We start from the raw sequence: 12,298 nt of genomic DNA on the forward strand, positions 1-12,298 counted from the left end.
AGGCCGGCGCCTTCGGCGTACGCGATGCGGGAGCGTCAGTGCGCGGCGGGCACGAACGGCGCCAGGAGCGCCGCCAGTTCCTCGTGCACCCTGGCCTTGAGCAGGGTGCCCTCGGGGGTGTGCTCCTCGGACTCCAGCTCGCCCTCGGCGTGCACCCGCGAGACCAGACCGCCCTGCGTGTACGGCACGAGGGCCTCGATCTCGACCTTCGGGCGCGGCAGTTCGGCGTCGATGAGCGCCAGCAGCTCCTCGATGCCCTGGCCCGAGCGGGCCGAGACGGCGAGGGAGTGCTTCTCCACGCGCAGCAGCCGCTGGAGGACCAGGGGGTCCGCCGCGTCCGCCTTGTTGATGACGACGATCTCCGGCACGTTCACCGCGCCGACGTCCCGGAAGACCTCGCGCACGGCGGCCAGCTGCTCCTCCGGGGCGGGGTGCGAGCCGTCCACCACGTGCAGGATGAGGTCGGAGTCGCCGACCTCCTCCATGGTGGAGCGGAACGCCTCGACCAGGTGGTGCGGCAGGTGCCGGACGAAGCCGACCGTGTCGGCCAGGGTGTAGACCCGGCCGGTGGGCGTCTCGGCCCGGCGGACGGTCGGGTCGAGCGTGGCGAACAGCGCGTTCTCCACGAGGACGCCCGCGCCCGTGAGCCGGTTGAGCAGGGAGGACTTGCCGGCGTTGGTGTAGCCCGCGATGGCGACCGACGGCACGTTGTTGCGGCGCCGCTCCTGCCGCTTGACGTCGCGGCCGGTCTTCATCTCGGCGATCTCCCGGCGCATCTTCGCCATCTTCTCGCGGATGCGGCGCCGGTCGGTCTCGATCTTGGTCTCACCGGGACCGCGGGTGGCCATGCCGCCACCGCCGCCGCCACCCATCTGCCGGGAGAGCGACTGGCCCCAGCCGCGCAGTCGCGGCAGCATGTACTGCATCTGCGCGAGCGCGACCTGCGCCTTGCCCTCTCGGGACTTGGCGTGCTGGGCGAAGATGTCGAGGATGAGGGCGGTCCGGTCGACCACCTTGACCTTGACGACGTCTTCGAGGGCGATGAGCTGGCCGGGGCTGAGCTCGCCGTCGCAGACGACGGTGTCGGCACCGGTCTCGACCACGATGTCCCGCAGCTCGCGCGCCTTGCCCGAGCCGATGAAGGTGGCCGGGTCCGGCTTGTCGCGGCGCTGGATCACGCCGTCGAGCACGAGGGCGCCCGCCGTCTCGGCGAGGGCCGCGAGCTCCGCGAGGGAGTTCTCCGCGTCCTGCACCGTCCCCGAGGTCCAGACGCCGACCAGCACGACGCGCTCCAGGCGCAGCTGGCGGTATTCGACCTCGGTGACGTCCTCGAGCTCGGTGGAGAGGCCGGCGACGCGGCGCAGGGCCGCGCGCTCGGAGCGGTCGAACTGGTCGCCGTCCCGCTCTCCGTCGATCTCGTGGCTCCAGGCGACGTCCTCTTCCATCAGGGCATCGGCCCGAAGGCTCTCGGTACGGCTCGTCTCCGCGAAGCTCTGGTTGTCCTGGGAAGGGGATGAAGAGGAGGTCATTGGATCCTTACGTCTGAGGAGAGAAAGAGTGTGTGCCGGTGACAACGCGCGCGGGCGCCGGAAGATTCCCGGACCCGGCCGCGCCGCCGACCGGACGATGGTGACACGCCCCGCCGGGACCCGTCATCCGGGTTTCGGCGCGCCTCCCGCCGGGTTGCTGCGCCAGTCCGGGTGCCCGGGCATGGGCGGGGTCTTCTCCCCGTACAGCCAGTCCCGGAGGAAGCCGGTGAGGTCGCGGCCGGCGGTGCGGCCGGCCAGGGCGACGAAGTCGGCGGTGGTGGCGTTCCCGTCGCGGTACCGGGTGACCCAGGCCCGCTCCAGGCGCCGGAAGGCGTCGGTGCCGATCTCCTGGCGGAGCGCGTAGAGGACGAGGGAGCTGCCGTCGTAGACGACGGGCCGGAAGAGGCTGATCTTGTGGTCCGGCGAGGGGGGCTCGGGGGCGGCCGGGGGCCCGCCGGCCGCCCGCCATCCGTCGGAGGCGGCGTAGGCGGCCTTCATGCGCCGCTCCAGGGACCGGCCGGCGGTCTCCTCGGCGTACAGGGCCTCGTACCAGCTGGCGTGTCCCTCGTTGAGCCACAGGTCGGACCAGCTGCGGGGCGAGACGCTGTTGCCGAACCACTGGTGGGCCAGCTCGTGGACCATGATCGAGTCGACGTACCACTCGGGGAGGGCGGTGTCCGCGAAGAGGCGGCGCTCGAAGAGCGAGAGGGTCTGGGTCTCCAGCTCGAAGCCCGTGGTGGCGTCGGCGACGAGCACCCCGTACGTCTCGAAGGGGTACGGGCCGACCTGCCGCTCCATCCACTCCACGTGCCCCGGCGTCCTGCGGAGCCAGGGTTCCAGGAGCTCCCGGTCGGCGGTGGGCACCACGTCCCGCAGGGGCAGGCCGTGGGGGCCCGCGCGGTGGACGACGGTGGAGCGGCCGATGGAGATCTGGGCGAGCTCGGTGGCCATGGGGTGGCGGGTGCGGTAGGTCCAGGTGGTGGTGGAGCCGTGGCGGACGCGGCCGGCGGGCAGTCCGTTGGCGACGGCGGTGAGGCCGTCGGGGACGGTGATCCGGAAGGTGAAGTACGCCTTGTCCGCCGGGTGGTCGTTGGACGGGAAGACCCGGTGGGCGGCGTCGGCCTGGTTGGCCATGGCGAGGCCGTCGCCGGTGCGGACCCAGCCGCCGGTGTCGGCGGGACCGGAGGGGTCGCTGGTGTGGGTGACGGTGATCCGGACCGGTTCGCCCGCCTCGACGGGGACCGCGGGGGTGACGACCAGGTCCTCGCCGCGGCTGGTGTGGGCGGCGGGGCGGCCGTCGACGGTGACGGCGGAGACCTCGCCGTGGGTGAAGTCGAGGTTGATCCGCTCCAGGTCGTCGGTGGCGAGCGCGTCGATCCTGGTGACGGCGGAGAGCGGCTTGTCGTTCGCGCCGGGGTAGGCGACGTCGAGGGTGTACGCGAGGACGTCGTAGCCCGGGTTGCCGAGGTGCGGGAAGAGCGGGTCGCCGATGCCGAGCGGCGCGGGGGCGGGCAGGGCGGCGGCGACGAGCCCGGCCGAGGAGGCGACCAGGGCGGCGGAGCGGAGCCACCGGGCGCGGGGCGGGAGGGCGTGGTCGAACGGCACGGGGGGACGGGCGAACGGCATGGGCCAGGGCCTTTCCGGAGGACTGGACCTACGGCTACCAGGGCTTTCGCCGCGCGCCCCGGCGGCTCGCCCGCCCGCCACCCGAAGGGGGTCGCGCCCGGGGGTCACGTGCCGGTCTCCCGTGCGCCGGTCACGTCCGGCGGGGGCGGGGTGACGCGCGGTGGCGGGCGCGGCTGACGTCGTACACCCCGGGCACGTCCCGCATGGCCCGCATGAGGGCGGGCAGCTCCGCCGCGTCGGGGAGGTGGAGGGTGTACGTGTGGCGGACCCGCTGCTCGCTGGGCGGCTCGACGGTCGCGGAGACGACCGCGGCCCCGGCGGCGGCGATGGCCTCGGTGAGGTCGGCGAGGAGTCCGGGCCGGCCGAAGGACTCGGCGACGAGGGTGACCCTGCCCTGGGCGGTGTCGCCCCAGCGGACGGCGACGGGGGCGCGGCCGACCCGGCGCATGGCGTCGGCGGAGGCGCAGCCGGAGCGGTGGACGGTGACCGATCCGCCGCGCACCCGGAAGCCGGTGATCTCGTCGGGGGGCACGGGGGTGCAGCACCCGGCGGGCCGGACGGCGGCGGGCGGCTCGCCGTCCAGGTCGGCGTGGAGTTCGGCGCCGGAGCGGCGGGCGGTGGCCGGGCGGGGGTCGGGCCGTGTCCCGGGCTGGGCGTCGGGCCGGGACGGGAGCCGGGGTTCGGCGGTCTCGGGGTGGGCCCGCAGCCACTCGGCGATGGCGATCCGGGCGGCGGGGGTGCGGGCGTGGTCCAGCCACTCCGGGGACGGGCCGGAGACGGGGTCCTGGGCGAGCAGGAGCTGGACGGTGTCGCCGTCGCCCAGGACGGTGCTCAGGGGTGCGAGGCGCCCGTTGACGCGGGCGCCGTGACAGGAGTGGGCGGCCTCTCCGTACTGGGCGTAGGCGGCGTCGACGCAGCTGGCGCCGGCGGGCAGGCTGATCGTGCCGGGGGCGCTCCCGTCGGCGCGGAAGACGGTGATCTCGTCGTCCTCGGCGAGGTCGGCGCGCAGGGAGGTCCAGAAGGTGTCCGGGTCGGGGGCGGACTGCTGCCAGTCGAGAAGGCGGGAGAGCCAGCCGGGCCGGGTGGGGTCGACGCGCTCGCCGTCCTCGGGCGCCGTGCCGTCCGCCTGCTCGGGCGGCTCCTGGCCCACGTGGGGGTTGCCGAGGGCGACGACCCCGGCCTCCGCGACCTTGTGCATCCGGTGGGTGCGGATGAGGACCTCGGCCACGGCCCCGTCAGGGGCGGCGACGGCGGTGTGCAGGGACTGGTACAGGTTGAACTTGGGCGCCGCGATGAAGTCCTTGAACTCGGAGATCACCGGGGTGAAGCAGGTGTGCAGCTCCCCGAGGACCCCGTAGCAGTCGGCGTCCTCGGCGACGAGCACGAGGAGCCGGCCGAAGTCGCAGCCGCGCAGCTCGCCGCGCTTGAGGCGGACGCGGTGGACGGAGACGAAGTGCCGGGGCCTGACGAGGACTTCGGCGGCGATGCCCGCCTCGCGCAGGACGGCGTCGACCTGCTCCGCGACGGCGCCGAGCGCGTCGGGGGCGTGCGGGTTTCCGGCGATGAGCGCGCGCGTGGTCTCGTACTCCTCGGGGTGGAGGATGGCGAAGACCAGGTCCTCCAGCTCGGTCTTGAGGGCCTGGACGCCGAGCCGTTCCGCGAGCGGGATGAGGACGTCCCGGGTGACCCTGGCGATCCGGGCCTGTTTCTCGGGGCGCATGACGCCGAGGGTCCGCATGTTGTGGAGGCGGTCGGCGAGCTTGATCGACATGACCCGGACGTCGTTGCCGGTGGCGACGAGCATCTTGCGGAAGGTCTCGGGTTCGGCGGCGGCGCCGTAGTCGATCTTCTCGACCTTGGTGACGCCGTCGACGAGGTAGGCGACCTCGTCGCCGAACTCCCGGCGGACCTGATCGAGCGTCACCTCGGTGTCCTCGACGGTGTCGTGGAGGAGGGAGGCGGTCAGGGTGGTGGTCTCGGCGCCCAGCTCGGCCAGGATGAGGGTGACCGCGAGCGGATGGGTGATGTACGGCTCGCCGCTCTTGCGGAACTGGCCGCGGTGCGAGGACTCGGCCAGGACGTACGCCCGGCGCAGCACCGTCAGGTCGGCCTCGGGATGGTGGGCGCGGTGCGCCTCGGCCACGTGACCGATGGCGTCGGGCAGCCGGTCGCGGGGGGCCGGTCCGGCGGTGGCGCCGAGCAGGGCGGCGCGGCCGAGCCGGCGCAGGTCGATGCGGGCGCGTCCGCGTCTGCGGACGGTCGTGTCGGCGGCGGCGTCCTCCGCCGCGCTCACAGGGTTGGTGGCCTCTGCGCTCATGGGGCACCTCCGGCGACAGACCGGCGGTGGGCGGGCCAGGCGTGCCCGGGGGCCGGTGCTTGATGCTACCGACCCCACCACGCGGCGCAGTCACGCTCTCGCTCAGCGTGAATCGGATCACCCATTCGAGCGATAATTCAGTCGTTGACAGTTTCGATTCCGGGGGCTGCGGCGTTCGCGGGGCCCTCGGCGAGCCAGGCGGGGTCGAGGGTGCCCTCGGCGACGATGACGGCCGGGCCGGTCATGTCGATCCGCCCGTCGGGGTGCTCGGTGATGACCAGGGTCCCGCCGAGGACGTCGACGGTGTACGTGACGGGGGTGCCGGTGTCGGCGGGGTCGGCGCCGTCCCGGCGGGCGGCGGCGACGGCGACGGCGCACGCGCCCGTGCCGCAGGAGCGGGTCTCGGCGGCGCCGCGCTCGTGGACGCGCATGGCGACGTGGCGGGGGCCCCGGTCGACGACGAACTCGATGTTCACCCCGTCCGGGTAGACCGAGGCGGGCGCGTGGGCGGGCTCGGTGAACAGGGTCCCGGCGTGGTCGAGGTCCTCGACGAAGGCGACCGCGTGCGGGTTGCCCATGTTCACGTTGCGGGAGGGCCAGCTGCGGCCGCCGACGGTGATCGTGGCGGTGGCCTCGGGGAGGACCGCGCGGCCCATGGCGACGGTGACGGAGCCGTCCTTGTCGAGGTGGACGCGCTTGATCCCGCCCCGGGTGGCGACGGCGACCTCGCCGGCGGTGACGTGCCCGGCGTGCTCCAGGTAGCGGGCGAAGACCCGGACCCCGTTGCCGCACATCTCGGCGACCGAGCCGTCGGCGTTGCGGTAGTCCATGAACCACTCGGCCTCGTCGGCCAGGTGCCGGGCCTCGGGGTGGGCGGCGCTGCGCACGACGTGCAGCAGCCCGTCGCCCCCGATGCCGGCCCGCCGGTCGCAGAGCCGGGCGACGACGGCCGGGGGCAGGTCGAGGGCGTTGTCCGCGTCGGGGACGATCACGAAGTCGTTCTCGGTGCCGTGGCCCTTGAGGAAACGGAGCGGGGAGGTCTGCGCGCTGGTCACGAGATCAACTGTACGGGGCGGGGGCGTGCGGGTGCCGCGGGGCGGGCCCGGCGGGGGCGGGCCGGGGCGTACGGGCCCCTGCGCGGGGTCAGCGGAGGCGGGCCACGCGCCAGACCGCGAGGGTCACCAGGGCCCCGATGGTCGCCACGTACAGGGCGAGGACGCGCCAGTCCGGGCGCTCGCCGGAGCCGCGCGCCGGGAGGCCGGGCCAGGTGTGGCCGACCTTGCGGGCGGCCATCACGCCCCAGCCCGCCGCGCAGGAGCTGATGAGCAGGCCGAGCATGGCGACGACGGCGCCGCCGTCCCCGGAGCCGAAGGCGAGCGGGAAGGCGAACATCAGCGAGCCGACGGCGGCGAGGCCCACGATCGGGGCCAGCTGCCAGATCCGCAGCCGCCGCTGGGGGCGGAGCTCGACCTCGACCTCGTCGGCGTCCACCTCGACGGCGGTGCCGACCGCGTCGTCGGGTCCGTCCGGGGTCAGTCCCGGGGGCCCGGCCGGAGCGTCGTCCACCGGGTGCCCGGGGGCGTCACCCGACGGGTCCGCCGTCGGGTCGCCCAGGACCGCTTCGTGCTGTTCTCTGTCGCGAGGGCCGGCCTCCATCGCCACGCGCCCTCCCCACTCGGACTCCACTTGGTCGATCGATGCTCGATGATGGCACGCTCCCGACCGCCGGAATGACGGGCAGTGCGTCCCGATGCCATCACGTGATCAGGCTGTAACCGCTCGTTCGACCAACGACAGCGCCTCTCGCGGGAGTTCCCTCCGGTGGTCGGCGGCTCCGCTGAGCCAGTGCACGCGCGGGTCGCGGCGGAACCAGGAGTCCTGGCGGCGGGCGAAGCGCTTGGTGGCCCGTACGGTCTCGGCGCGCGCCTCGTCCTCGGTGCACTCCCCCGCAAGCGCCGCGAGGACCTGCTGGTAGCCGAGGGCGCGGGCGGCGGTGCGGCCCTCGCGCAGTCCCCGGGCCTCCAGGGCGCGCACCTCGTCGACCAGGCCGGCCTCCCACATCCGGTCCACGCGCGTGGTGATCCGTTCGTCGAGTTCGGGGCGGGCCACGTCGACGCCGATCTGGACGGTGTCGTAGACGGAGTCGGGTCCGGGGAGGTTGGCGGTGAAGGGCTTGCCGGTGATCTCGATCACTTCGAGGGCCCGGACGATGCGACGTCCGTTGCTGGGCAGGATCGCGCGGGCCGCCTCGGGGTCGGCCGCGGCGAGCCGGGCGTGCAGGACGCCTGAGCCGCGCTCGTCGAGCTCGGCCTCCAGACGGGCCCGGACGGCGGGGTCGGTGCCGGGGAACTCCAGGGCGTCGACGGCCCCCCGCACGTAGAGGCCGGAGCCGCCGACGAGGACCGGGGTGCGGCCGGCGGCGAGCAGCCGGTCGATCTCGGCGCGGGCGAGGCGCTGGTACTCGGCGACGCTGGCGGCCTCGGTGACGTCCCAGATGTCGAGGAGGTGGTGCGGGACGCCGCCGCGCTCCTCGGGGGTCAGTTTGGCGGTCCCGATGTCCATCCCCCGGTAGAGCTGCATCGAGTCGGCGTTGACGACCTCGCCGCCGAGCTGCTGGGCCAGGAAGACACCCAGATCGGACTTTCCGGCCGCCGTGGGGCCGACGACGGCGATGACCCGCGGGGCGGGAGCTGCGCTTCTCACCGCCCCAGTCTCGCAAACCTCGGGGCCCGTCCCCGAACGAGCTACGTGACGGGCCCCGGCCGGCTTCGTTGCCCCGTACGCGGCGCCCGGCCGTCGGTCGTCGCGGGGGCCCCTCCCTCCGAGTAGGCTGAGGAGTGGATATGGGTGTTTTGGCAAGGTTTTGCCATAGGTTCCCGCCCTGAGCGGCGCAAGAAGGCGGACGTGGTCGCGCGTTCTTCGGAGAAGAACGGGAACGCGGTCCGTACGGAGGGCGCCGAGGCGGCCGAAGGCGCGTAGGCAGGCCCCCGGGTGCTGGGGGCAGGACACGAAGGACGGACCCGTGGGGTCCGCGGAGGGAAGGTGCCCCATGGGTCTCCTGGATTCGCTGAAGGCCAAGCTCGCCCCGGCCAAGGACAAGGTCGCCGATCTCGCGCAGCAGCACGGGGGGAAGATCGACCAGGGCCTGGACAAGGCGGCGAAGGTGGTCGACGAGAAGACCAAGGGCAAGTACAGCGACAAGATCCATTCCGGTACGGGCAAGGCGAAGGAGGCCATCGACCGGATGGGCCACAAGGACGGTGGCGCTCCGGGGGCCGACGGCACGCCGGGCACCGGGACGCCGGGGACCGGCGGAACCCCTGGCACCGGCGGCACGCCCGGGACCGGTGGGGCTCCGGGGACCGGTGGTGGCGGTGTGACTCCGCCGCCGGCCGCCTGACGGTCCCCCTCCGGAAGGACGACGGCGGGCGGCCGCGGAGCGCACGTGCTTCGCGGCCGCCCGCCGTCGTCGTGTCCGGGACTGTCCTCCGGGTCCGCTCAGGACCAGGCGGCGACGACGTACTCCACCCCGTAGGGGTCGTCCTCGTGGAGCAGCCGGCCGTCGAGCCCGGCACCTTCGGCGGCGCCCGCGAGGACCTGCCAGGGGGCGCGACCGGACACCTTCAGCTCGTGCGCGAGCCCCGCGTCGAGGGCGAGCAGCGCGGGCGCGTCGGCCCCGGCGAGGGCGCGGACGGCCTCCGCGTCGAAGCCGGCGGCCCGCTCGTCGAGGTAACCGGGGGCCTTCACGGTCCGGCAGGCGCTGCCGTCGCCCATCACGAGGAGGGCGACGCGCCCGGCGGAGGCGGCGAGCTCGCGGCCGGTCGCGGCGCAGTCCTCGGCGGCGGCCTCCTCCTCCACGGCCAGGCCCTCGACGGGCGCGCCGGCCCAGCGGGCCCGGTCGAGGAGCCAGGCCCCGACGGCGAGGGGGACGGGGAGGGGGCGGTCGCCGGCCGGTCCGTCGCCGAGGCGTACGGAGAGGTCGACGCCGAATCCGGCGAAGGAGCCCGTGGCACCGGCCGGGAAGACGCCGCCCGCGCCCCCGGCCGCGGGCCCGACGACGTACAGCCGGTCCGGCCGGGCGGCGGCGAGCAGCCCGACGGCGTCCGCGCAGGCGGCCCGCACGGCGTCCAGCTCGGGGGCGGCGCCGGTCGCGACCTCGGGCACGAGGAGCGGCGGACAGGGACAGACGGCTGCGGCGACAAGCATGATCCGCACCTTACTGCGCCGGGCCGGAGCCGTACGGGGACGGCTCCTGGTCCCGTCGGGGACGGCTCCCGGTGCACCCGGGAACGGCTCCGGGCCTGTCCGGGACCCGGCCGGGACCCGGGAACGGCCAACCTCCGGGCCTGTGTGCCTGCGGCCCTGCGGTCCGAAACGGCCCCAGGACCGGCAGACCCGGAACCGGCACATCCCCTCGGGCAAGGCACGACCGCCAGGCTCGACAGCCCTCGGGCAGGCACAGCCTTCAGACTCGACAGCCCTCCGGCCGACACGCCCCCCCCCGGGACCGGCACAACCCCCCGGACCGACGCGGCCCCGGAACCGACGCGGCTCCCGAACCCGGCGGACCCGAGCCGCCGGCCCCGGGAGCGCCGGGCCTCAGGTCAGTGGGACGCCCCGCAGGCCGGGACCTCGGCCGCCGGGAGGGGGGCCGGGGCGCCGATCTTGGGCAGGCCGAGGAGGACGCCCTTCGGCTTCTCGGCGGTGCGCTTCTCCCAGGCGTCGCCCGCGCGCGTGCGGCGCACCGACGCGACCGGGCCCTCGGCGAGCAGGTGGTGCGGGGCGGCGTAGGTGATCTCGACGGTCACGACGTCGCCGGGGCGCACGTCCCCGTCCGGCCTGGTGAAGTGGACGAGCCGGTTGTCGGGGGCGCGGCCCGAGAGGCGGTCGGTGGCGCCGTCCTTGCGGCCCTCGCCCTCGGCGACCATGACCTCCAGGACGCGGCCGACCTGCTTCTTGTTCTCCTCCCAGGAGATCTCCTCCTGGAGCGCGACGAGCCGCATGTAGCGGTCCTGCACGACCTCCTTGGGGATCTGGCCCTCCATCTCGGCCGCCGGGGTCCCGGGCCGCTTGGAGTACTGGAAAGTGAAGGCGTTCGCGAAGCGGGCCTCGCGGACGGTGTGCATCGTCTGCTGGAAGTCCTCCTCGGTCTCGCCGGGGAAGCCCACGATGATGTCGGTGGAGATGGCCGCGTGCGGGATGGCCGCGCGGACCTTCTCGATGATGCCGAGGAAGCGCTCCTGGCGGTACGAGCGGCGCATCGCGCGGAGGACCGTGTCCGAGCCGGACTGGAGCGGCATGTGCAGCTGCGGCATGACGTTCGGGGTCTCGGCCATCGCCGCGATGACGTCGTCGGTGAAGTCGCGCGGGTGCGGGGAGGTGAAGCGGACCCGCTCCAGGCCCTCGATCTGCCCGCAGGCGCGCAGCAGCTTGGAGAACGCCTCGCGGTCGCCGAGGTCGGAGCCGTACGCGTTGACGTTCTGGCCGAGCAGGGTGATCTCGGAGACGCCCTCGGCGACCAGTGCCTCGATCTCGGCGAGGATGTCGCCGGGCCGGCGGTCCTCCTCCTTGCCGCGCAGGGCCGGGACGATGCAGAAGGTGCAGGTGTTGTTGCAGCCGACGGAGATCGAGACCCAGGCGGCGTACGCGGACTCGCGGCGGGTCGGCAGCGTGGAGGGGAAGGCCTCCAGGGACTCGGCGATCTCGATCTGCGCCTCCTCCTGGACGCGGGCGCGCTCCAGGAGGACCGGCAGCTTGCCGATGTTGTGGGTGCCGAAGACCACGTCGACCCAGGGGGCCTTCTTGACGATGGTGTCGCGGTCCTTCTGGGCGAGACAGCCGCCGACGGCGATCTGCATCCCCGGACGGGTGGTCTTCATCGGGGCGAGCCGGCCGAGGTTGCCGTACAGCTTGTTGTCGGCGTTCTCGCGGACCGCGCACGTGTTGAAGACGACGACGTCGGCGTCGCCGTCGGCGCCCTTGGGGGCCCGTACGTAGCCCGCCTCCTCCAGCAGACCGGAGAGCCGCTCGGAGTCGTGGACGTTCATCTGACACCCGTAGGTGCGGATCTCATAGGTCTTGGTGCCGTCAACGCTCACTGCGGTGCTCCGGTCGCTGCTGCTCGTCATGCGTCAAGGGTAGGCGGTCCGGGGCGGCCCCCTTCCCGGCGGCCGGGCCCCGCCCGCGCCCCGCGCCGGGCGGTCGGGCGGTCAGGCGGCGGACCAGGGCGACGAGGGACTCGCGCTGGGCCTCGGGCCCGGCCCCGGCGAGGGCGGGCACGAGCATCCGGGTGAGCTGCGGCAGCATGAACCAGGAGGCGGTCAGGGCGATGACCGCGTGCACCAGCTGCCCGGCCGCGACCTCGTCGGTGAGGACGCCGTCCCGCTGGGCGCGGACGACGGCGGCGATCTTCTCGTCGTAGTGGCCCGCGCGCTCGTCCTCGGCCGCCACGCGGTCCCCGCCCTGGAGGCCCTCCCAGGCCAGCAGGCGCACGAAGTGCGGATGGGCGCGGTGGTAGTCGAAGACCCGGCCCGCGTAGGCGCCCAGGTCGGCGGCGTGCTCGGCGGTCAGCGGCACGGCGGCCGCGATCTTGCCCAGCTCGGACTCCAGGACCGCGGCGAACAGCTTCTCCTTGCTGCCGAAGTACTGGTAGATCCGCTCCTTGTTGACGCCCGCCCGGGTCGCCACCCGGGCCACCCGGGCGCCCTCGGGGCCGAAGGCGGCGAACTCCTCCACGGCGGCGTCCAGCAGGAGGCGTTTGGTGCGTGCTGTGTCCCAGGCCATGCCCCCACCCTAACCATTCCCAACCAGATGGTTGGACTTCGGT

The 12,298-nt window shown here is 74.3% G+C and carries 10 protein-coding genes; 1 reads left to right on the forward strand and 9 read right to left on the reverse strand.

From position 1 onward, the window contains the following. Positions 1–35: 35 nt before the first annotated feature. The 6 genes from hflX to miaA all read right to left on the reverse strand — a co-directional run bounded on the left by hflX (position 36) and on the right by miaA (position 8,175). Complete coding sequence (gene hflX, locus ACIQVI_RS30055; protein WP_351971481.1) at positions 36–1,529, reverse strand: GTPase HflX; 1,494 nt, start codon at positions 1,527–1,529, stop codon at positions 36–38. Positions 1,530–1,652: 123 nt separating this feature from the next. After that, on the reverse strand, positions 1,653–3,155 hold the full coding sequence (locus ACIQVI_RS30060) for a M1 family metallopeptidase (protein ID WP_403601542.1): 1,503 nt from the start codon (positions 3,153–3,155) through the stop codon (positions 1,653–1,655). 130 nt (positions 3,156–3,285) lie between these two features. Continuing rightward, complete coding sequence (locus ACIQVI_RS30065; protein ID WP_403601545.1) at positions 3,286–5,472, reverse strand: RelA/SpoT family protein; 2,187 nt, start codon at positions 5,470–5,472, stop codon at positions 3,286–3,288. Between the two features lie 137 nt (positions 5,473–5,609). Continuing rightward, the gene (dapF, locus tag ACIQVI_RS30070; protein ID WP_403601548.1) at positions 5,610–6,527 is read right to left on the reverse strand and encodes a diaminopimelate epimerase; all 918 of its coding nucleotides are present in this window, start codon (positions 6,525–6,527) and stop codon (positions 5,610–5,612) included. A gap of 88 nt (positions 6,528–6,615) precedes the next feature. After that, complete coding sequence (locus ACIQVI_RS30075) at positions 6,616–7,128, reverse strand: hypothetical protein (RefSeq protein ID WP_351972718.1); 513 nt, start codon at positions 7,126–7,128, stop codon at positions 6,616–6,618. Between the two features lie 108 nt (positions 7,129–7,236). Beyond that, complete coding sequence (miaA, locus tag ACIQVI_RS30080) at positions 7,237–8,175, reverse strand: tRNA (adenosine(37)-N6)-dimethylallyltransferase MiaA (protein WP_351972709.1); 939 nt, start codon at positions 8,173–8,175, stop codon at positions 7,237–7,239. A 346-nt stretch (positions 8,176–8,521) separates the two neighbouring features. Between miaA and ACIQVI_RS30085 the strand changes: the two genes are divergently transcribed. Then, entirely contained in the window at positions 8,522–8,872 is a 351-nt protein-coding gene (locus tag ACIQVI_RS30085) for an antitoxin (RefSeq protein ID WP_403601552.1), read from the forward strand. A gap of 98 nt (positions 8,873–8,970) precedes the next feature. Here the strand turns inward: ACIQVI_RS30085 and ACIQVI_RS30090 are convergent, their stop codons facing one another. From ACIQVI_RS30090 to ACIQVI_RS30100, 3 genes are all read right to left on the reverse strand, one after another. Further along, a complete protein-coding gene (locus ACIQVI_RS30090; RefSeq protein ID WP_403601555.1) occupies positions 8,971–9,678 on the reverse strand; it encodes a hypothetical protein in 708 nt (235 codons plus the stop codon). A 398-nt stretch (positions 9,679–10,076) separates the two neighbouring features. Next, a complete protein-coding gene (miaB, locus tag ACIQVI_RS30095; RefSeq protein ID WP_351972712.1) occupies positions 10,077–11,600 on the reverse strand; it encodes a tRNA (N6-isopentenyl adenosine(37)-C2)-methylthiotransferase MiaB in 1,524 nt (507 codons plus the stop codon). After that, a complete protein-coding gene (locus ACIQVI_RS30100) occupies positions 11,560–12,255 on the reverse strand; it encodes a TetR family transcriptional regulator (RefSeq protein WP_403601559.1) in 696 nt (231 codons plus the stop codon). The genes miaB and ACIQVI_RS30100 overlap by 41 nt, the downstream gene beginning before the upstream one ends. Positions 12,256–12,298 lie beyond the last annotated feature (43 nt).

Origin of the sequence: Streptomyces sp. NPDC098101, assembly GCF_044760185.1 — a bacterium.
In the GTDB taxonomy this organism is placed as follows: domain Bacteria; phylum Actinomycetota; class Actinomycetes; order Streptomycetales; family Streptomycetaceae; genus Streptomyces.

Excerpts from the sequence above, each read along its gene's own strand:
- ACIQVI_RS30060 (WP_403601542.1), bottom strand. The coding sequence starts at position 3,155 with ATGCCGTTCGCCCGTCCCCCCGTGCCGTTCGACCACGCCCTCCCGCCC.
- ACIQVI_RS30075 (WP_351972718.1), bottom strand. The coding sequence starts at position 7,128 with ATGGAGGCCGGCCCTCGCGACAGAGAACAGCACGAAGCGGTCCTGGGC.
- ACIQVI_RS30100 (WP_403601559.1), bottom strand. The coding sequence starts at position 12,255 with ATGGCCTGGGACACAGCACGCACCAAACGCCTCCTGCTGGACGCCGCC.
- ACIQVI_RS30065 (WP_403601545.1), bottom strand. The coding sequence starts at position 5,472 with ATGAGCGCAGAGGCCACCAACCCTGTGAGCGCGGCGGAGGACGCCGCC.
- hflX (WP_351971481.1), bottom strand. The coding sequence starts at position 1,529 with ATGACCTCCTCTTCATCCCCTTCCCAGGACAACCAGAGCTTCGCGGAG.
- miaB (WP_351972712.1), bottom strand. The coding sequence starts at position 11,600 with ATGACGAGCAGCAGCGACCGGAGCACCGCAGTGAGCGTTGACGGCACC.
- ACIQVI_RS30090 (WP_403601555.1), bottom strand. The coding sequence starts at position 9,678 with ATGCTTGTCGCCGCAGCCGTCTGTCCCTGTCCGCCGCTCCTCGTGCCC.
- ACIQVI_RS30085 (WP_403601552.1), top strand. The coding sequence starts at position 8,522 with ATGGGTCTCCTGGATTCGCTGAAGGCCAAGCTCGCCCCGGCCAAGGAC.